Origin of the sequence: Arthrobacter sp. S2(2024), from assembly GCF_036662515.1 — a bacterium.
Taxonomy (GTDB): domain Bacteria; phylum Actinomycetota; class Actinomycetes; order Actinomycetales; family Micrococcaceae; genus Arthrobacter.
Genome location: NZ_JAYKZI010000003.1, coordinates 590,579 through 610,942, shown reverse-complemented (window position 1 = coordinate 610,942; position 20,364 = coordinate 590,579). Strand labels below are relative to the sequence as shown.

The 20,364-nt window shown below is 64.3% G+C and carries 17 protein-coding genes and 1 pseudogene; 7 read left to right on the top strand and 11 right to left on the bottom strand.

Annotated elements, in window-relative coordinates; all coding sequences use genetic code 11:
* The coding region (locus VLA65_RS09390) for a hypothetical protein (RefSeq protein ID WP_332602333.1) at positions 1 to 273 on the top strand (273 nt) is incomplete at its 5' end.
* A gap of 105 nt (positions 274 to 378) precedes the next feature.
* Positions 379 to 1,065, top strand: a complete 687-nt coding sequence (locus VLA65_RS09385; RefSeq protein WP_284989231.1) for a hypothetical protein — start codon at positions 379 to 381, stop codon at positions 1,063 to 1,065.
* Between the two features lie 112 nt (positions 1,066 to 1,177).
* Here the strand turns inward: VLA65_RS09385 and VLA65_RS09380 are convergent, their stop codons facing one another.
* The gene (locus VLA65_RS09380) at positions 1,178 to 2,047 is read right to left on the bottom strand and encodes a universal stress protein (RefSeq protein ID WP_059389012.1); all 870 of its coding nucleotides are present in this window, start codon (positions 2,045 to 2,047) and stop codon (positions 1,178 to 1,180) included.
* A 412-nt stretch (positions 2,048 to 2,459) separates the two neighbouring features.
* Between VLA65_RS09380 and VLA65_RS09375 the strand changes: the two are divergent.
* A pseudogene (locus VLA65_RS09375) lies at positions 2,460 to 2,780 on the top strand (DUF805 domain-containing protein); the annotation flags it as partial.
* A 23-nt stretch (positions 2,781 to 2,803) separates the two neighbouring features.
* Here VLA65_RS09375 and VLA65_RS09370 read toward each other — a convergent pair.
* From VLA65_RS09370 to VLA65_RS09350, 5 genes are all read right to left on the bottom strand, one after another.
* Entirely contained in the window at positions 2,804 to 3,274 is a 471-nt protein-coding gene (locus VLA65_RS09370; protein WP_284989229.1) for a GbsR/MarR family transcriptional regulator, read from the bottom strand.
* Positions 3,271 to 4,893, bottom strand: coding sequence for an ABC transporter permease (locus VLA65_RS09365; protein WP_284989228.1), 1,623 nt, complete (start codon positions 4,891 to 4,893; stop codon positions 3,271 to 3,273). Before VLA65_RS09365 ends, VLA65_RS09370 begins: the two co-directional genes overlap by 4 nt.
* A gap of 1 nt (position 4,894) precedes the next feature.
* On the bottom strand, positions 4,895 to 5,875 hold the full coding sequence (locus tag VLA65_RS09360) for an ABC transporter ATP-binding protein (protein WP_284989227.1): 981 nt from the start codon (positions 5,873 to 5,875) through the stop codon (positions 4,895 to 4,897).
* Between the two features lie 78 nt (positions 5,876 to 5,953).
* Positions 5,954 to 6,907: a hypothetical protein gene (locus VLA65_RS09355; protein WP_332602332.1), complete on the bottom strand. Its 954-nt coding sequence runs from the start codon at positions 6,905 to 6,907 to the stop codon at positions 5,954 to 5,956.
* The gene (locus tag VLA65_RS09350; RefSeq protein WP_332602331.1) at positions 6,904 to 7,611 is read right to left on the bottom strand and encodes a cytochrome b N-terminal domain-containing protein; all 708 of its coding nucleotides are present in this window, start codon (positions 7,609 to 7,611) and stop codon (positions 6,904 to 6,906) included. The genes VLA65_RS09355 and VLA65_RS09350 overlap by 4 nt, the downstream gene beginning before the upstream one ends.
* Before the next feature lie 86 nt (positions 7,612 to 7,697).
* Between VLA65_RS09350 and VLA65_RS09345 the strand changes: the two genes are divergently transcribed.
* A complete protein-coding gene (locus tag VLA65_RS09345; protein ID WP_284989224.1) occupies positions 7,698 to 8,399 on the top strand; it encodes a pyridoxamine 5'-phosphate oxidase family protein in 702 nt (233 codons plus the stop codon).
* Between the two features lie 12 nt (positions 8,400 to 8,411).
* Here the strand turns inward: VLA65_RS09345 and VLA65_RS09340 are convergent, their stop codons facing one another.
* Positions 8,412 to 9,290, bottom strand: a complete 879-nt coding sequence (locus VLA65_RS09340) for a universal stress protein (RefSeq protein ID WP_059389009.1) — start codon at positions 9,288 to 9,290, stop codon at positions 8,412 to 8,414.
* 59 nt (positions 9,291 to 9,349) lie between these two features.
* Entirely contained in the window at positions 9,350 to 9,793 is a 444-nt protein-coding gene (locus tag VLA65_RS09335; RefSeq protein ID WP_284989222.1) for a pyridoxamine 5'-phosphate oxidase family protein, read from the bottom strand.
* 202 nt (positions 9,794 to 9,995) lie between these two features.
* On the opposite strand from VLA65_RS09335, the gene VLA65_RS09330 reads away from it, so the two are divergent.
* Complete coding sequence (locus VLA65_RS09330) at positions 9,996 to 10,247, top strand: SHOCT domain-containing protein (RefSeq protein WP_284989221.1); 252 nt, start codon at positions 9,996 to 9,998, stop codon at positions 10,245 to 10,247.
* 22 nt (positions 10,248 to 10,269) lie between these two features.
* Here the strand turns inward: VLA65_RS09330 and VLA65_RS09325 are convergent, their stop codons facing one another.
* A complete protein-coding gene (locus VLA65_RS09325; RefSeq protein WP_332602330.1) occupies positions 10,270 to 12,705 on the bottom strand; it encodes an HAD-IC family P-type ATPase in 2,436 nt (811 codons plus the stop codon).
* A 44-nt stretch (positions 12,706 to 12,749) separates the two neighbouring features.
* On the bottom strand, positions 12,750 to 15,173 hold the full coding sequence (locus VLA65_RS09320; protein WP_332602329.1) for a phosphoketolase family protein: 2,424 nt from the start codon (positions 15,171 to 15,173) through the stop codon (positions 12,750 to 12,752).
* 268 nt (positions 15,174 to 15,441) lie between these two features.
* Between VLA65_RS09320 and mgtA the strand changes: the two genes are divergently transcribed.
* Positions 15,442 to 18,120, top strand: coding sequence for a magnesium-translocating P-type ATPase (gene mgtA, locus VLA65_RS09315; RefSeq protein WP_332602328.1), 2,679 nt, complete (start codon positions 15,442 to 15,444; stop codon positions 18,118 to 18,120).
* Here mgtA and VLA65_RS09310 read toward each other — a convergent pair.
* Positions 18,107 to 19,282, bottom strand: a complete 1,176-nt coding sequence (locus tag VLA65_RS09310) for an acetate/propionate family kinase (protein ID WP_332602327.1) — start codon at positions 19,280 to 19,282, stop codon at positions 18,107 to 18,109. The two genes, mgtA and VLA65_RS09310, sit on opposite strands and share 14 nt — an antisense overlap.
* Positions 19,283 to 19,458: 176 nt before the next feature.
* On the opposite strand from VLA65_RS09310, the gene VLA65_RS09305 reads away from it, so the two are divergent.
* A complete protein-coding gene (locus tag VLA65_RS09305; protein ID WP_332602326.1) occupies positions 19,459 to 20,316 on the top strand; it encodes a universal stress protein in 858 nt (285 codons plus the stop codon).
* Positions 20,317 to 20,364 lie beyond the last annotated feature (48 nt).

Below are 20,364 nucleotides of genomic sequence, written 5' to 3'. Positions count from 1 at the left end.
GCATTCAGCGCCTTCGAAGTGGCTTTCATCAGCTGCTCATGGAAGCGGGCGAGGAGCACCAGTCTGTGGAAAAACTACACCGCTTCGAACCAGCCAATTCCTAGGATGCGGGTGGGAGCGGGCAAATTGCTGTTGGCAATGTTCGTCCGAGGGTTCATGATTGTGACGCTTCGGATTGTGAAGGAGTACAAGGCCCCTTGGGCCCGCTGTAATGTGGTTCCGCAACCGTGGAAGCGCGCCGCGCGCGGCGGCTTCCAGTTGAACCTAATGTAGCTGTGCGGCAGGCCGGCGCGGGCCTCGATTCCCGCCAAACGGCGGGCTATTCCTCTTCAGCCCCGGGAGTCCTACACTGTGCGGGAGGACCATCCGGGAGACCCGATGAAAAAGAGGAAGATACTGACAGTGGTGTTGGCCTCGCTCCTGGCCGTGGCCGGCGCCCTCGATGCCCCCGCGGCGCATTCGGCGGAACCGTCGGTGAAAGTCCTGGACACCACCGCCACCATCACCGACCCGGGCTGGTTCGTCAGTGCCTACAACGCGGGCTTCCGGCTGTACGTGATGCATTCAACCGCGTGGGGGACCTGCACTCCATGGGACCGGACACAAACGCAGCTCAAGATGGCGCTGGACGCCGGACTCAGGATTGCCGTCTACACCCGCAACGCGGAATGTTGGAAGGGCGGCATAGAGGCCACCGGTCCGTACCGTGAGCAGCTGGAGTTCTTTGCCCTGGACGTCGAGCTAGGCGAACCGCCCATTACAAGTGACATGGTTGAGGGTGTCCGGGACATGGGCGTGCGGCCCATTGTCTACGGCATTCACACGCACTGGCCCTTGATAATGGGCGACAGCAGCGAGTTCTCGGATCTTCCGCTGTGGGACGGGGATTTCCATGACTTCGACTACGCGCATTGGACTCCGGACCTTCTTTCGCCCGCGCCCGTTTCATACGGCGGCTGGAACGTGCCGGGGAACATGCGTGTCGGTGTCCAGCAAAAACTCGGCCAGGACATCGGCGGAATCCAGGTCGACCTCAACTCCTTCAACCCGGACTTCTTGCGCTAGCAGTCTTCGGGCGCGCCGCCCGGCAGAGGATCGGCGGGCCTATTGGATCAATAAGGGGAAGAGCTGGAGTCGCTTGAGTAGCTATCGGAGCGGGAAGCGGTCCGTGACTAGGCTAGCCGTTTAACCCCGTGAGTTTCACCCGCCGCACCCGGGTAATGACGGTTGGGCAGGGCAGGGACCTGAGTACGGTGTGGGCAGTCGATCCCATGAGGAGGCGTTTGAAGCTGCCCCTTCCACGGCTTCCCAGCACCAGCAATGTGGCATTGGCGGCGGCGTCCAGGAGTGCTTCCCCCGGTTCGTTGTTGGACACCAGAGCCTGATGGACAACCATGTCGGGATAGTTTTCGGCCAGACCCGCGACGGTCTCGGCGAGGACAATTCGTTCTTCTTCCAAGACAGTCTCGGCAACGTCGCTCGCCGGCATCACGCGCTGAATGAGCGGCGGCGCGAGGACGGCGTGGACCACTGTCAGCTCCTGGCTGTCCTTGTCCGCTTCTTCGGCCGCGAAGGAAACCGCTTGGGTAGACTCTTCGGAACCGTCAGCGCCGACCACGATGCCGCGGCGCCCCGTCATGTCCTGCTCCCCGACTACTGCCACAGGGCACACGGCGACGGCGGCGATCTGCAGCGCCCTGTCAGCGACGGGTCCTCCAGGCCAGTTGTGCCCGGTTCCGATGACAACCATCGAGGCCCCTTTCGAGTGCTTCCTGAGCGCCTGCCCGGGGCTACCGGAGAAAAGCACGGTCTTTACCTGGACCGATGGCTCCAATTCGCCTGCATATGCTGCGGTTTTGCTCAGCAGCTCGTTTGCTGCGGTTCTGACCACCTCGTTCGTACTAACTGATTCGTCGAGCCATCGACTGTCGACCGAGTGAACGAGCAGCACCGGCAGTTTCCGTCGAGCCGCCCGGTCCATTGCCCAAGCCAGCGCGGCCCGGCTCGCCTGGGTGTCAACGACGCCGACAACGATTGGTTTTTTCATGACTTAGTCCGCCTCCATGAAATGTGGCTCCCACTGTCCGGGTGCTGTGCGCACCATTTTCTGCTCGTTTGGCCCGGCCCGGCAGTGCCGGAAGTCCCGCGAGAGAAGCTTCTTGCGGGCACCGTGGCCAGCGACCGAACGCACCCGCGGATCCTGGCCCGTGTCCGTTGCCCGATGCGGGGCTTTGTGCCCTGTTCTGACGGGCCTACCGGTTCTAGCATGCCGGTGTCGAATAAGTCTGCATGGAAGGGTTTGAATGATGTCCAGCTATCAGCCCCAGAATTTTCCTCCGGGTGGAGTCCCGCTTGGACTGCCCTACTATGGAGCCCCGCCGATCGAGGCCGTTAAACGATTCTGGAAAAAGTACGCAATCTTCCACGGCCGCGCGAGCCGCAGTTAGTATTGGTGGTGGTTCCTCGCTTCAGCCGTCGTCTCAGGGGTCATCAATGCGGCCGGGGCCACAGGGAACGGCAACACGAGCACCTCGACGGCCCTTGGCGGACTGTGGTTCCTGGCGACGATTGTGCCTTCGCTCGCCTTGGCCGCGCGGCGCCTGCACGACGCGAATCTCAGTGCGCTCTTCTTGTTGCTCGCCCTGGTCCCGGTGCTCGGTTGGATCGCACTGCTCGTGTTTGTGCTCCTGCCGGCCAATCCCAGTGGTCAGCGCTTCGACCGAATGGTGCAGGCCTCTCCGCCGCCGTATCCGCCGCAGCCGTACCCGCCCCAGGCTTGAGACTCAGGCAATGTCCGGGGAGCCTAGGCCCTGACCCGCGTGTGTTCCCACTCATCGAGGAGCCCGGGCAGCCGGGTCATGAGGAAACGGTAGAAGGCGCCCATCTCGTCCACCCGGGCCTTCGCCGCTGACCCCTCCGGGAGGCTTGAAGCAGTGGAGTCGGCGAGGTCAGCAAGGCGCTTGTACACGGGGTTCTGCCGAAGGGAAGCGACGTACCACGCGTTGTCGGGGAGGGCGTAGCGGTCACGGCGGCTGCCGGGTTGAGAGACCCGATGCACGAATCCGACGGTCTGCAGGTACCGCACGGAGCCGGAGACGGCGGCGGCGCTCGCGCCCAGTATCTCGGAGAGTTCGGCCGCAGTCAGCGAGCCGTCGTCAGAGACCACAAGGGCCATGAGGGCGCGGGCCGGCATCTTGGGGAAGCCCGCGGCCGTGAGGACGGCCGCGGACGTCTCGGCGGAGTCGGGCATACGCTTGCTGCCGGGATCTGTCACGCCGTGCCTACCTCCCGGCGGCGCACGGCCACGAGCGAGAATGCCGTGAGGACCGCGGCAATGCCGAGCATCCAAAACCCGCCGCTCCAGTCGGTCCCGCTGCTGGTGGTGACGGGGCTGTGGGTAAACGGCGAGAGGTCGCGGACCTTCTGGTCAAGGCCGAGCATGCCGCCGTAGATCCCGAGGACGACGCCGACGCCCAGAAGCGCCCACCCGGCAGGGACCGTGGCACGGGGCCAGACAACAAACACTGCGGCGGGCAGTGCAAGGTAGATGAGTGCTGCGGGAAGCTGGTCGACGGCGGTTTGCCAGACCTCGCCGACTGCACTCGAGGTGTCCCCGGAGGCTACCAGGGAGACCCAGGCCCCGAGGGCGGTGAACCCCATGACAAGCACGACCGAGACGGCGCCGAGTCCGACGAAGCTGCCCAGCCAGCGCATCCGGCCCACGGCCTCGGACACCACGGGATCGGCGGTTCCGGCCACCTCCTCCTGTCGGAGGCGAAGAACGGCCTGCAGACCGCACACCGCGGCAAGTATTCCGGCTACCTCGAACAGCGCCGCGACGAGGAGCTGGGTCATTGACGTGCCCTGTGCTTCGATCATGCCGCGGAGGACGGCCGTGATTTGGGGGTTGGAGGTGATGGAGGACTGGATTGCGGAACCAAGCGAGCCCGTGACCAGGCCCATCGCTAGGCCGCCTATGCACCAGCCGATGATTGCTCCCTGCTGCAGGCGTAGGGCGAGCGAGAAACTTCCGCGCAGCCAGGGCCGGGCGTCGGCTCGTCCGGATCGCCCTGCGAGCACGCTCGCGCCGACGTCACGGCGCGCCATGACGGCAACGACGACGGCGGTGCACGCCGCCCAGAGTGCGAGGGGAAGGAGCAATGGCCACCATCGGTTGCCTGTGTAGGCGAAGGTTTGTTGGCCCCAGCCGATGGGGGAGATCCAGCTCGGCCATGCGGCCGTCATCGTCGTCCCGTCGGGGCTGACCTGTCCGGTGGCGTCGCCGAACCCGCGCAACAGGTACGCGAGCATCACGACGGCCGACGAGATGCCGTTGGCCCCCCGCGATGTGCTGAAGAACTCGGAGGCCAGCAGGCCCACGCCGAGGAAGGCGAAGCCCACGGCGCCCGTCGCGAAACCGGCCAAAAGCGAGCCGGCCGGGTCAAGCCCTCCGGCCGTGAAGCCGAGTGCCGTAGCGACGGCCACGAGCACGTTGGCCACCGCGCCGTGAAGGACAGTGGCGCCGAGCGGGGCCCACCGTCCGGCGGCCGTCGCGGACACGAGCTCGGCCCGCCCTGATTCCTCTTCTGCCCGGGTGTGCCGGACGGCCATGAATGTATTCATGAGTCCGGCAAGGACGCCCAGGAACGCGAAGATTTCGAAGAACGTGAACGAATCGAGCGCCGGACCGCGGGGGAGGCCGCGCAGCACAAGGATCGCGGGAGCCGCGGTCGCGAGCTGAAGCACCTGCGCGCGCGTCGCGTCGTCGCCGAAGGTCTTCGCTATGGCCGCGACGGCGAATAGTGCGAGCATTCCGATCGAGAGGACCCAGACAATCACCTGCCAGCGGTCCCGGCGCAAGCGGTGCCGGTAAAGGATCCACAATGCGCCCATCTCAGGCTCCCGCCGCGGCGCGGTGGCGCCTATGGTGGCTGCCGCCGTCGTCCGCTGCCTGCAGGGCAGGCGGGGCGACCGTGTCGCCGTAGTGGCGCAGGAAGAGTTCTTCGAGCGACGGCGGAGCGATGAGCAGGCCTTTGACCCCGAGGCTGCCCAGAAGCGGCAGGACCTCGTGGACGCGATCGGAATCGGCGCCGAACTTGACGCGCCCGTCGGCCACGGTGAGATCGTGGACCTGCGACAGCGTGTCCAGTGCGTGGGTGTCAACACTGTCCTGCGCGAACGAGATTTCCGTGCGCGTGAGGTGGCGCAGTGCGTCGAGTGTGCCCCCGTCGACGATCCGGCCGGCGCGGATGATGCTTACGCGGTTGGCGAGCTGCTCGACTTCGGAGAGGATGTGGCTTGAGAGCAGGACTGTGGCGCCGTTCTCGTGCACGATCCGCCGGATCTCGCGCGTGAAGACTGCCTCCATGAGCGGGTCAAGACCGCTCGTCGGCTCGTCGAGGAGATACAACTCGGCGTCCATGACGAGGGCCGAGATGAGCGCGACCTTCTGGCGGTTTCCCTTCGAGTAGGCGCGGCCCTTCTTGCCGGGGTCGAAGTCGAAGAGTTCGCAGAGGTGATGCTTGCGCTCTTTGAAGGCAGCATGGTCCACGCCGCCCCCGCGGAGGCGGGAGAGGAGGTCGATGGCCTCGCCGCCAGAGAGGTTGGGCCAGAGGCTCACGTCTCCCGGGATGCTCGCGACGCGCCGGTGAAGTTCGACGGCGTCTGCCCAGGGATGCATGCCCAGGACGCTCGCGCTGCCCGACGACGGCCGGGCCAGACCGAGAAGGATGCGTAGCGTGGTGGTCTTCCCCGCGCCGTTCGGCCCGAGGAAGCCGTGGATCTCGCCCTTGTGGACCTCGAGGTCGAGGCCGTCGAGCGCTTTGACGCGCCCGAAGTTCTTGTGCAAATCGACAGTCTGGATCACGGTGTCCATGACACAAAGGTACGCAGTTTTCACAAAGTTTTGAATAGCCTAAAGGCCCTTGTATTCCGGTGCAGTTCGCGCGTTGGCCTAGCGGTGCTTGTAGTAGTCCCGCCAGATCAGGCGGTGCACGGGGATGCGGCGAGGCAATGACCTGAGCCCGGGGATGAAGGGCACCAGGGTGAGGAGGAGTGTCAAGATCACCATGGAAAACACGACGAGGACATCTGCGTCTGGCGATGATTTCAAGGGTTCCACTTGGTAGAGGGCCGAGAAGAGCCACAGCCACGACTGGCCGGGGTAGTTGCCGGTTTCATTCATCATTCCCCACTGGTCGCCTGTCAGATGCTGGGCGTCGGCGAGGCCAGGGAAGTAGGTGCCGTCGCCGAGGAACAAGATGCTGGCTTTGTAATCGGTGTTGTAGAACGAACCCTTTGCGCCCAGGACCGGATCAAGGGTCCCTTGCTGCGCCATGGCCAGAAGGGCTCCGGTGAGGGCGGGTACCGGGCCGTAGTCGCCGGGCGGAACCTTCGCCGGGTCGTTGTCCGGGGCTTTGCTGAGTGCATCCCCGTACGCGGTGGTCCAGGCAGCGTGTTGGGCGTCGCTTGCCTTGGTCCATTCGTCGATCGCCGCCGGAGGGTTCGGTAGGGTTTGGAGCGGGCTGATGATGAAGTCGTTGGCGGTGTCGATCGGAAGCCGTACGCCGGAAAGGCTCTGCAGGTCGATCGGTCCGAGTTTTTGGGTGGCATCGGGCGTCGAGTTGTAGGGCGGCCCATATCCCGCGGTGCCGCTGGTGCCCCCGAGTTCCGTGGTGGCTGTCGCCACGAAGTCCGCGGGGTCGGCCATGGCCCAGGACTTCAGGGTAACCGTTGGTTCGTCCGGCGAGCTGAAAACCGCTGAGAGTCCCAGGACAAGCAAGCCAACAACCACCAGCCCAACAACAAGTTCCTTGAACAGGTCATATTCGCGCGTCGTGCCGGGCCATGGCCTGCTGGCGATGTCGTTTCGCGTGCGCCACGAGGTTGACGCTGGGGATTTGGTCACTTTTTGTCCTCGCTGTCAGTTGCCGGGTTTGGCGCGGGTGAGCGTAGCTGGGCGTCAGATTCGGCTGCCTCCAACGGGGGCGCCACGCCGTGCATCCGCACGAGAACAACATGGAGGGCGACAACGACGGCCACGACCAGTGGGAGGAGCGTGATGTGCCACATGAGTATCTGGCCCAGATCGGCGACGTTGAACCATGCGCCCACACCGACGGCGTTAAGGGCGTCTTTGGCTTGGAAGGCGATCCACTGCGAGTCGAAATTGCTTTGAAGCAGGTAACCGGTAAAGGCGGTCACGATCGAGACGACGAACGCGACCATCCCGGTGATCCAGGTCAGCACGCGCCCGCCCCGCCAGGCGGCCATCCAGAACTTGCCCCAGAGGTGGATCACCATGAACATGAAGAACAGTTCAACGCTCCACAGATGGGTGCTGTTAATGAAACGCCCTAAGGCCGAGGCATGGAACCACGTGGGCCCATTCAGGGCCAGCACAGCGCCCGAAGCGAGGATGTAGACGAACGCGGCAACGGCGCCCATGCCGAAGACGTAAATCCAGGACGACACGTAACTCGGCTGGCCTTCAGGAAGCAGCTTGTCCGGCGGTAGCCGGCGCAACACCCAGCCCCGGGCCTTTCCTGTCCAAGTGGAGAATCGTGGTTCGCCGTCGTCGGTAGTCGAAACCGGGCCGTGGTCGGCAGTCATTTCCGTTTCCTACCGTGTGGAAACGGAATCACCAAGGCGAGAATGAATAGCACGACCATCGTGGCAATGACCACCAGATTGCCGAATTGGATCAGGAAGTCACCCCACTGGAAATAGACTCCGCCATCCGGCATTCCGGCATCCGCCTGGTGTATTCCGAGCATCCTTATTCCGAGCATCACGGCCTCTTTCGACGAAAGGCGGACCTTGGACGGGACGCCTTCCTATGCATGACGCTACAAGCTTGCCGGCCAACAGACACGGGTCCAAGGGCCCTATTGGATAGCGCCGGCCGCATGCATGCTGGAATGGCTTGGAATGCCGACCATCGAAAGGACCCCGCCATGTCACCGGATACCGCAAACCCCGTGGAAGTCCTGAGCGAGGAAGAATGCTGGAATATCCTTTTGGGTGCGACGTTGGGGCGGTTGGCATTGAGCATCGCCAACGAACCTGAGATCTATCCGATCAATTTCGTTGCCCACGACGGGAAGATCCTCCTCCGGACAAATCCAGGGGAGAAGCTGTTCGCGCTCACGATCAATGACAAAGTTGCGTTGGAAACTGACGGGGTCGGTAGCCAATCCGTCTGGAGCGTCGTAGTTAAAGGCAAGGCGCGGCAACTTGAATCCGGTGCCGAGATTGAAGCCGCCGAAAGGATTCCCCGCCAACAATTGACCTCCACAAAGAAGCGGGTGTTCGTTGAGATCGTCCCGACGTCCATCACCGGGAGACGGATTCACCGGGGCCCGGAAAACGACGAGCTGGCCCCTGGCGACTTGTACTGAACACCATCTGCTTCACCGGAGATCCGCGCTTGGCCGGCGCGCCAACAGGACCGGACATGCGGCGTGATGAAGGACAGCATGGGCAGTTGAACCGATAGTGCCCCGAACCAGTCCGCGTCCTTTCGTCCCGACGACGATGATGGACGCATCTTGAGCCTCCGCCAAAATGGACCCAGGGATGGACGTTCCAACCGGCGATCTTTTTTGGACGTCGAGGTCCGGAATTGTTTGGTGGGCGCTCTGCACCGCAGAGTCAAGAAGCGCCTGGATTCGTGGTTCAACATGGTCTTGGGCCGACGTCGCCGCGTCAGGGATAGGGCGTGGAATCCGGTGCTTCTTCCGGACGTGCACCAATCGAAGGGGAGTCCCGGACAAGGCCGCCAGGTCGCAGGCATGCCGAAGCGGCAGCTCCCAATCGTCGAAGTCGACGCCGACGACAACCGGACCGCCCAGGTGTTCTCCGCCGCGGATGACAGCGACGGGGCAATCGGCTGTTGCCGCGAGTTCCAAGCTGACGGAGCCGATCAGCAGTCCCATGAAGCCCCCCGCGCCCCTGGTTCCAACGACGAGCAAGGCGGCGCCGGAAGAGAGTGTCCTGAGGTGTTCGGCTGGCCACCCATAGAACAGCGTCGTCTTGACGGCCAATCCGGGAACCGCATCGAGGACCTGTGCCACGCCCTCGGCCAGAATGTCCTCGGCTGCGCGTCGCAACCCGCTGCCTTCGATGCCAGGCACGGGACCCAGATCATGGGTGATTGCCGGCCACAGGGTGCTGTGGACCACGTGCAGTCCGCAGTTCCGCTGGGCCGCCTGGCGGGCAGCCCAGCGGACAGCCGGGACAGCCCCGGCGGACCCGTCGTAGCCAACGATGATTTCTTCCGCGGTGTCCATGGTCTCCTTACCCGCGAGGGTGATTGAATGTGGAGCGGCTCAAGTCTTACTCCAGAAGCTCACTCCAGATGCACGTGGCGTCCGGTGACACTCTCGGCGTGGATCCGGATAAAGAGATTCCGTTCTCCACCGGCCCAAGGCTCCGCCATGACCTTTCCCCACAGCCTGGTCAGCAGGTCCTGATCCTCAACACGGGAGGAAGCCCCACTGACGAGCACAGACCAACCTTCGCTGCGATCGGCACGTGAATCGTCGATCTGAAAGGACGACTCGAGCGACGGGACTGCCTCGGCGATGGATCCATCCCCGGCAGTGCGGAAGTAGATGGACTGGCCGTCCACCAAGTAGTTCACGGGGAGGATCATCACCCGGCCTTGCTGGAGAAAACCGAAGCGACCTGTGGTATTTGAACGCAAAAGATCCCAGCACTGTTCCTGGCTAAGTTCTTCCGCGACGTGCAGTCCGCCGTCAACGCGGCCTGCGTCCATGCTGGGGAGTGACATGCCTGCTCCTATGTGTCTAGCTCGTCTTTCGGGCACCTGATCGCGGGTGTGAACACCTGCAACTCCCAGCAGCCTATTGGGGGCCATTCTCCTGCTGTAGGGCCGAAAGGCCCGGCGGTGTGACTAAATGCCCTGTGGAACGGACCGGAAACGGGCGACACTGGACCCAGGCACGCAATCCAGTTCAAAAGGGAAATTGGTCATGATGTATGGATGGGGTGGAAGCATCGGCATCGGCGGCTGGATCGCCATGGGGCTGATGATGTTGCTGTTCTGGGGTGGCATTGCCACCTTGGTTGTCCTCCTGCTGCGGGGGAACCACACGGGCGGACGGGGTTTCCAAGGGCCGCCCCATGATGATTCCGAACGTATCCTCAATGAGCGCTTCGCCCGGGGCGAGATTGACGAAACGGAGCTCGCGGCTCGCCGGGCTGCTCTACGGCGCCGGCAATGAGCAGGGCTTCCGCGGCGCGGGGCTAGTTCCGCGCGTTTCGCCGGCTCTGGAACCGGTGAAGGGCTTCGATAGCCAGGATTCCGCCGAGCGCGCTTCCAAGTGCCGTCATTAAAAGATCGTTCGGTGGCCATTCCAAGCCGAAGAAGTCTTGGAGGAGGGGCGTTCCCAGCACGAAGACCAAGCCCAGGTACATCGTTCCGATGATGGTTGCGCGTCGCAGGTTGAGCGGGCGCGAAATGGCTGCCAGTATCCATAGACCCGTGAGTGATAGCGCGAGAACGGAAGCTGTGCGGGTGGCACTGACTGTGTGCGCACCGACAACCGTTGCGTAGACGTTGACGGCAAGGACGGCGGCAGCGACGACGAACCCGGAAGGCACAGCGAAGGAGAGGGAGCGTTTGAGGAATCCCGGGGTGTAGCGGCGGTTGTTGGGCATGAGCGCAAGGAAGAACGCCGGAATTCCGATGGTGAGGCCGTCTGTGGCGGAGAGTTGGCGCGGCAGGAACGGGAAGTCCCACAGAAGTGCTCCGAAGGTGGCGGAGAGGACGATGGCGTAGGCGGTCTTGCTAAGGAACAGGACCGAAACCCGTTCAATATTCGCGATGACCCGCCTGCCTTCCGCAACCACGCCGGGAAGCCTGTCGAAGCGTCCGTCCAGGAGGACAAGGCGGGACACGGCCTTGGTGGCGGCCGCGGCGGAGTCCATGGCGATACCTATGTCCGCTTCCTTGAGTGCCAGCGCGTCGTTGACCCCGTCCCCGGTCATCGCGACAGTATGGCCTCCCCGCTGCAGTGCAAGGACCATGTCCTTCTTTTGTTCCGGGGAGACCCGCCCGAATACCACGTTGTTCTCCAGAGCTTCCAGCAGCAGGTCCGGATCGACCGGCAATTCCCGTGCGTCGTACCCGTATTCCGCGTCCAGCCCGACCTCGCGGGCGACGGCGGCAACGGTGCGGGGATCGTCGCCGGAGAAAATCCTCACCTTCACGTCCTGCTCGCGGAAGTAGTCAAGGATCTTTGCAGCATCCGGGCGCACGCTCTCCCGGAAGGTCAGCAGGCATACCGGGGCACAATCGGCCGGGGGTTGATCCTCCGCTGCGGCCCGTGCCGGCAACGGGCCGGGCAAGTAGGTCAGGGCCATGGTGCGCAGGCCGATTGAGGCCAAGCGGCCTGCTGCCCCAACAATGCGAGCTGTGCCTGGGGTGTCTTCGCGAAGGACAATCTCCGGAGCGCCCAGCACCCAGGTGCCGCCGACGAATTGGTCTGAGCCGAAGCTGACGGCGCTCCATTTCCGTGCAGAAGAAAACGGCACCGTCGAGCTCGGGCGAAGCCTGGTGCCCGAGGGGAAGGCATCGGCAAGGCACCGGGCGGTGGCATTGGCCTGCGGGTCGGTCCCGAACCATCCCAGAACCTGCCTCCACCCGGGTTGCGGCGACGGACCGGCCTCGTGGACGCCGTCGAACACGAGCTTGCCTTCGGTGAGGGTGCCGGTCTTGTCCAGGCAGAACACGTCCACACGAGCGAGGCCTTCAACGGCCGCCAACTCCTGGATCAGGACTTCCTGACGGGCCAGCCGCAGCCCGCCGACAGCGAAAGCGACGCTGGAGAGGAGCACCAGGCCCAGCGGGATCATGGCTATGACGCCGGCGACCGCCCCCACGGAAGCGGTCCTCCAGCTTCCGGTTGTGATGGCTTGCTCCCAACCACCGCTCGCCTGCATTTGCCCGTTGATGACAAGAATCATGACGGGCGGCAACAGCCAGGTGATCCAACGGAGGATCCTGTTGAGGCTATTGCGGATCTCGGAGTTGACCATGGAGAAGCGTTTGGCCTCGGCGGTCAGTTTGCTGGCGAAGGAGTCGGCGCCGACCCGGACCACCCGGGCCCTACCGTGCCCGGCGACGACGCTGGAGCCGGAGAGCACTTCGGATCCCGGTCCCTTGCTCACGGGATGTGATTCGCCGGTGAGGAGCGATTCGTCAAGTTCCAGGCCTTCGCCGTCGATGATGGAAGCATCCGCGGGCACCTGGTCGCCGACTCGCAGCAGGAGCACGTCGTCGCGGACGACGTCTTGCAGGTCAACATCCTGCGCCGTGCCGTCGCGAACCACCCGGGCGGGGGAGGCGTCGAGAATCGCGAGTCGATCCAGTGACTTTTTGGCCCGGTATTCCTGAACGACACCAATGAGGATATTGCCCGCGGCTGCCAGCCCGAAGAGCGCATCCTTCCACTGGCCCAGAAAAAGCAGCAGGCCGAAGCTGCAGCCCACGATCGCGTTGAACAGCGTCAGGAGGTTTGCCCGGAAGATCTGCCCGAGCGTTCTGCTTGGAGCCTCCGAAACGGTGTTGACGAGTCCTGCTTCCGTCCGGGCCAGGACCTCGGCGCTGGACAACCCGGATCCAGCGGGGGAGCGGCCCACCTCGGCACCGGGATGGTTCAGGGCTGGTTGTTGGGTCACAGTTTTCCGCACTTCTCCTCGACGGCACCTTCCTTTTCCTCCCGCTAGGGAAGGTGCGGCGTCCAGGACCAGTTCCGTATTTCCGGGAGGTCTTCGAAGTGTTCCCGGATGTATCGCGCATGTGCATCCAGCTGCCTGCGGCAGAAGTCGACCAGTTCGTCCGCGCCTCCGACCTGCCGGTGAATGCGACGCAACGCTTCCAGGACCAGGTGGTAGCGGCTCATCTTGTTCAGGACCACCATGTCGAAGGGGGTGGTTGTGGTTCCTTGTTCGTTGTAGCCGCGGACATGGAACCGTTCCGGGCGGGGTCTTCCATGCAGGAGTTGGTGCAGGGCCCGGGCGTAGCCGTGCCAGGCCATGATGACTTCTCGGTCTGCCGTGAACAGCTCTTCGAACTTCTCACTGGAGAGTCCATGGGGGTGGGCGTCGCGGGGCGGGAGGACCATGGCATCCATGACGTTGACAACGCGGACCACGAGTCCGGGCAGATGTTCTTGCAGCAACCAGGCTGCGGCCAGCGTCTCCTGGGTGGGGATGTCCCCTGCACAGGCCAGGACGACGTCGGGCACAGCCCGGGCGCCGTCGGGCTCGCCGCCGAAGGGCTGCTCGTTCCCGGCCCAAGACCAGATGGACGCTCCTGCCTCGGCGTGGCGCCTCGCCTCCTCCAGGGTGAGGTACTGCGGGTGCGGTTGTTTGTCTACGACCACCAGATTGACGTAGTCCTTGCTGCGAAGGATGTGGTCGGCAGTGACGAGGAGGGTATTTGCGTCCGGTGGCAGGTAGACGCGGGTGACGGTGCCCGACAGGGACAGCACCGTATCGATCAGTCCGGGCCCTTGGTGGCTGAATCCATTGTGGTCGTTGCGCCAGCAGGTGGAGGTCAGGAGTATGTTCAGGCTCGGCACGGGGGCACGCCATTCAAGTTCCCTCGCATGCTGGAGCCATTTGGCGTGTTGGACGGTCATCGACGCGCTGACCATCGCGAAAGCCTCATAGCTGGCGAACAGTCCATGGCGGCCCGAAAGGAGGTATCCCTCCAGCCAACCCTGGCACAGGTGTTCGGACAGGACTTCCATGACCCTGCCTCCCGGCGAGACATGGTCCTCGGCCACGGCATGATCGCCGGCCCTGGCCGGCTGCAGGAGGCAGCGGTCAGTGGCCTCGAAGACAGCCCCGAGCCGGTTGCTGTTGGTTTCGTCCGGGCAGAAGAGCCGGAACCGCGGATCCGGGGCCGTAGCGATGTAGACATCCCGGAGCAGTTCCCCGAGCGGCCGGGTGGTTTCGTGGACGACCGACCCCCGCGGGGCCGCCGGTACCGCGTACTGTTCCAGCCCGGGGATCTCAAGGACAGTCCCTGTCCCGCCCCGGCCCGCGCGGGCTGCGCCCATGCGAAGACTGCCCTCCGGAACAAGCGCGGCCAGTTCGGAGACGAGCCGGCCCGCGTCGTCGAAGAGAGTTTCCGGCTGGTAGGAGCGCATCCAGGCCTCAAGCTGCGCCAGGTGTTCGGGATTCTCGCGAACGTTTGCCAAGGGCACTTGGTGGGAGCGAAAGGTTCCTTCGACGGGAAGCCCGTCCACCATGGCTGGCCCGGTCCACCCTTTTGGCGTCCGCAGGATGATGGCAGGCCATCGCGCGGGGCCGTGCACGCCCTGGCTACGCGCCTTGGATTGCAGTTCGCGGATGCGCCCATAAGACTCGTCCATCGCGGAGGCCAATGCGCGGTGGACAAGTACCGGGCCCTCGCCGGAGACGGTCACCGGATCCCAGCCATGGGCACTGAGCAGCGCTTCGACGTCCTCGTCGGATTTGCGGCCCAGGACAGTCGGTCCCGAGATCTTGTATCCGTTCAGATGGAGTATCGGTAGCACGGCGCCGTCGCGGGCCGGATTGAGGAAGGATGGCGCCTTCCAGGAAGCCTCCAACGGGCCGGTCTCGGCTTCGCCATCGCCGATGACGCAAGCGACAATCAGTCCGGGGTTGTCCATGGCCGCGCCCGTGGCGTGCATCAAAGAGTAGCCAAGCTCGCCCCCTTCGTGGATGGATCCCGGAGTGGCCGGACCGACATGGCTCGCGATCCCGCCCGGCGTCGAAAATTGCCGGACAAGGCGCCGGAGTCCCTGGAGGTCCATCCCCACTTTGGGATAGATCTCCGAGTAGGTGCCCTCAAGATAGACGTTGGCGACGACGGCGGGACCGCCGTGGCCTGGACCAGCGACGAACAAGACTTCCGCTGAGGTTCGCCTGATCAGGCGGTTCAAATGGGCATAGATCAACGACAGCCCGGGGCTGGTTCCCCAGTGGCCAAGGAGCCGGGGCTTGATGTGGCGCGGGAGCAAGGGCTCTCTCAGTAGAGGGTTTTCCTGAAGGTAAATCTGGGCCACCGTGAGGTAATTGGCCGCGGACCAGTACCGGTTCAACAGCTCGAAGTCTTCGGCCGACGCGCCGGTGACGGGGGTTCCGGTTTCCATGGGCTTGCCTCTTCCGGGTTCGACGGCGTGGAATGCACGCGTTTCTGGCGTCTGGACTGTTCTGGTCTTCACGGTGTCAGATGCACCACCGGGGCGGTTAGGGCCATAGGGCCCTAGGCCGCGCCGCTGCGAGGCTGCTATCACAACTCCACGTAGCCATTTCCAACGGCTCGACACAGCCCAACCCACGGCACTCGTCCTCCCTCCCCAAGCCGTACCCTTATCCCAAGGGCGACTCCCTCAGGCAACGCATTCGAACGGATACGGCATGTCAGATCTCAACGTCAAGGAGCGGCACCGCATGCAGCTGCCGATCAACGAGGCCGCATGCCTTCCTCCGGACCAAGTGCTCGAACATCTGGGCTCCAGCCCAGCCGGCCTGACAAACAAAGAAGCCGGGGAACGCCTCGCAGAACTCGGCCCGAACGCCGTCCGGACGCACCGGGCCAACGGTTGGGCGGTATTGGGCCGGCAGTTCGCCAGCCCCATCCTCATCCTGCTGATCATTACGGCAGGGCTTTCCCTCTTCCTGGGCGATGCCACGAATTCGATCGTGATCGGCGTGATCCTCCTGGTCAGCGTGGGTTTGGGCTTCACCAATGAATTCCGCGCCGAACGGGCCTCCGAAGCCTTGCATTCCCGGGTAACCCACCGCGCCGTCGTGCTGCGCGACGGAACCACGCAGGAGGTGGACGTCACCGCTCTGGTGCCGGGCGACGTCGTACACCTGAGCCTGGGCGCCATCATCCCCGCCGACATCCGCCTCCTGAGCACCAAGAACCTCCTCTGCGACGAAAGCATCCTGACGGGGGAGTCCCTGCCAGCCGGCAAAGATCACGCCCCCGTGGCACCCGGATCGTCCCTGGGGGACCTCGCATCCTGCGTCTTCATGGGAACCGTCATCCAGTCCGGCGGCTGCACGGGCGTCGTCGTAGCCACGGGCGGCCGCGCCGAGTTCGGCCGTATCGCGCTGGGCCTGGGAGAACGGCAACCCCAGACCGAGTTCCAGCTCGGGCTGAAGAGGTTCTCGTTCCTGCTTTTGCAGGTGGCTATCGGGCTCACCACGCTGATCTTCATCGCGAACCTGCTCCTGCAGCGCCCGCTGATCGAGTCTCTGCTGTTCTCCCTGGCAATCGCCGTCGGCATCACTCCGCAGCTGCTGCCCGCCGTCGTGAGCACCAGCCTCGCTACCGGCACCCGCCAGCTGGCCCGGCGGAAGGTCCTGGTCAAACGGCTGGTTTGCATCGAGGACCTGGGCGACATGGACATCCTGGTTACCGACAAGACGGGCACCCTCACCGAGGGGCGCATCAGCTTCATCGGCGCGCTGCCCGCCTCCCCGGACGTCTCCGACGCCGAACTCCTCACCTTGGGTCTGCTGGCCACCGAAACCGACTACTCCGAGGCCAAGCAATCCACGGCCGGGCAGAATCCGCTGGATGCCGCATTATGGGAAAGCTCGGGTGCGGCACCGTTTGATCCCACCCGCTTTGAGCGCCTCGACCTGATCGACTTCGACCACCAGCGCCGCCGGACCAGCGTTCTGGTGCGGGAAGCCGGCGGCCCCGCACGCCTGGTCACCAAGGGTGCCCCCGAGGACGTGCTCGCTCTCTGCGGGCCGACGTCGCCCAACGTGCAGGCCATGCTGGACGAACAGTTCGACGCCGGATCGCGCGTCGTCGCGGTGGCTACCCGTCCAGCCACGGGGATGAGTAACATCACGCCTGCTGACGAAAGGGACCTCGTCCTGGCAGGCTTCCTCGTCTTCCTCGACCGGCCCAAGGCAAACGCGGGAGCGTCCCTGGAACAATTGGCCACGCTGGGTATCTCCGTCAAGATCGCCACCGGGGACAACGCCAAAGTCGCCGAAAAAGTATGCTCCGAACTCGGCGTGATTTCGGGCGGAACCCTGACCGGCGCCGACGTGGATGTATTGTCAGACACCGAGCTGGCCGCGGCCGCCCGGGAAGCCACCATCTTTGCCCGCGTCTCGCCCGAGCAGAAGGCGCGGATCATCACCCTGCTGCGCCAAAGCGGCGGAGCGGTGGGCTTCATGGGCGACGGTGTGAATGACGCCCTGGCCCTTCACAAAGCCGACATCGGGATCTCCGTGGACAGCGCCACCGACGTCGCCAAGGACGCCGCGGACATTGTGCTTTTGGAAAAGGACCTGGGAGTCCTGGCCGAGGGCGTGATGGAGGGCCGGAGGATCTTCGCGAACACCATCAAATACGTGCTGATGGGTACGTCCAGCAACTTCGGAAACATGTTCAGCGCCGCCACGGCGTCGGTGGTGCTGAGCTTCCTCCCCATGCTGCCGGGGCAGATCCTGCTCAACAACCTGCTCTACGACAGCGGCCAGTTGGCCATCCCGGGCGACCGCGTGGACAAGGAACAGCTGTTGGCACCATCGCATTGGAACATCGCGTTCATACGGCGCTTCATGTTCCTCTTCGGGCCGATCAGTTCACTCTTCGACTTTGCGACCTTCGCGCTCATGCTGTTCGTCTTTAACGCGGTCCCGGGGGAGTTCCGGGCAGGCTGGTTCATCGAATCCATCGCCACGCAGACCCTCATCATTTTCGCCATCCGGACCCGGCGGGTCCCGTTCCTGCGAAGCCGCCCTTCGGCTGGTCTGTTGACTGCATCCTTGGGAGTGGTGGCCGCGGGGATCTTCCTGCCGTTGTCCCCACTGGCGGGCCTGCTGGGCTTCGATCCATTGCCGGTGCCGTTCTTCCTGTCGCTACTGGGAATGATCGTCGTCTACATGGTCCTGGTGGAAGTCGCCAAGCAATGGTTCTTCGCCCGGGCCGCGCAGCAGCTGCCGGAGCTTCCGACGCCGGTGCGCCGTCGGCCGGATACCCACCACATCTCGCGCCGCGCCGCCCGCTTCAGCGCTCCCGTTGCCGGGATTGCGCCAGGGCGTCCATCAGTCACTCTTCGTTGAGGCATCGAATCGCTGATTCGTCCGAAAGCACGACGGCGGCCGTCGCCTCGGCGATGGCGCGTTCCTCGTCGCTCGGGACCACCAGGACCGGAAAAGCCGATGCGTCGGTGCTGATGACGCGGACGCCGGTCTCGGCGGAGCGGTTCCTGGCTTCGTCGACAAAGAGGCCGAGGGGCCCTAGCCGCGACACAACCTGGGACCTGAACCGGCTGGAATGTTCGCCAATGCCCCCGGTAAGGATCAGGGCAGCAGCCCCGCCGACCACCATGTTGTAAGCGGCGATGTACTTGGCCAGCCGGTAGGCGGCCATGTCCGAAGCGAGGATCGCACGGGTGTCACCCTGCCGTGCGGCGTCCTGGATTGCGCGCATGTCAGCCGATCCGGCCAGGCCCAGAAGGCCCGCCCGATGGTTGAGGAGCTCGTCGATTTCATCCGGTCCGAGGCCGCGGCGCTGCAGCAAGGTGACAATGGACGGATCCAGATCGCCGGAACGGGTGCCCATGACCAACCCCTCCAGGGGGGTCATGCCCATGGACGTGTCGACGCTGCGGCCCTCCCGTACGGCGGTAACCGAGGCGCCATTGCCAAGGTGCGCCACCATCGCATTCAAGGCGCCCGGCGGGACACCGAGGTACGTCCCCGTATGGCGGCAAGCCATCTCGACGGAGATCCCGTGGAAACCGTAACGCTTGATCCCGTATTTCGTATGCAGCTCGTCCGGAACGGCGTAGCGGGAGGCATGGTCGGGAATCGTGCGGTGGAAGGCCGTGTCGAATACGGCCACCTGGGGCGTGCGCGGCCAACGGGCGGCCGCGGCACGCATGCACGTCGCGCTGGCCGCGTTGTGGAGCGGCGCAAACTCGCCCAGTTCCTGAATGGCATCCATGACGCTCTGGGTAACGCGGACCGGAGTGCTGAAGCGATCCCCACCGTGGACCACCCTGTATCCGATGGCGTCAGGGCGTTCCCCGCCCGTAATGTCCCGAATGGCGGCATCGACCACGTCGAACACGTTTCCAAGGAAGACGGGATCCAGTGTGCCATCTTGCGGGCTGTTGATGGCCCGTTCCAGCAGGATCCCGGGACTCGGGTCAGATGGTCCGAGGCGCCGTAGCTGGTACTTCAAGGATGAGGAACCTGGATTCAATACGAGGATCAGCACACTGACGTCCTTTCAGGAAGACCACGCGGCACCCGACCATGGAACGCGATACCCCTCCAGGAACATAACCCGGAAATTGCGCTCGCGGGGAGGGTCTTACGGCCCTTGCAGGTCATCGACGCTGCCCACGAAACTGGGAAGAGGTTGCTGCTGGTTCCGGGAAGGCACGTGGGCTCGTGAAGACAAAGATCCTCGTCGGTGTCGATGGGTCAGTGGTCGGCAGCGCCGCCGCGGATTGGGCTGCCGAACGGGCCCGTGATCTTGGTCTTCAGCTCAACCTGGTCCATGCTGTTCCGGAGCCGTGGGCGTTCCCGCAGAAGGCCCTCCACGACGGCGCGACTGCACAAGCAAAGGACCTGCTGAAAGGCGAGACAGCACGGGTCGCCGCACGGTTTCCCTCCCTGGAGGTAGTGACGATACTGAGTTCCGGAGAGCCCGCCGAAACCATGCGCAAGCTTTCTGCGGATGCGGAAATGGTCGTCGTGGGAACCGATAGACGCCCCGGCAACCACGGCGAAGGATTCGGTTCGGTCAGCTTTCAGATCGCGGTCATCAGCCATTGCGCCGTCGCGATTGTGCCAGCCCCCTCTACGCGCGAGTCATCCGGCGTAGTAGTTGGTGTCGATGGTTCCCGGGACTCCGAACTCGCCGTCGAGTGTGCAGCTGACGAGGCGCAGCGAATGGGGCAGGAACTCGTGATCGTCCATGCCGGTAGCGGCCGTGCTCCTGCACCGTCCGGGAGATCAGTGCGCGGGACCGGGCCTGCAGAACCTGGACTCGATGGGCACGCGCTGTTGTCCAAATCGGTCCACGGCCTGGAGGGGCGGCACCCGGGTTTGGCCATACTCAAGATCCTGGACTTTGAGCGTGCGCCGGCCGAAGCGCTCCTGGACGCCAGTACCCGTGCACGGCTGCTGGTCATGGGCTGCAAAGGAAGAGGCGGTGCCCGCGTGCTCGTCGGCTCTGTGGCCCAGCATGTGCTGCTCAATGTCCAGTGCCCGACGCTGATAACCCGCCCGGTTGTGCAAACATAGCCGCCGGGCGGAAGCAACCGGCCTTGGTTGCTCCACCCTGTCGGGCGG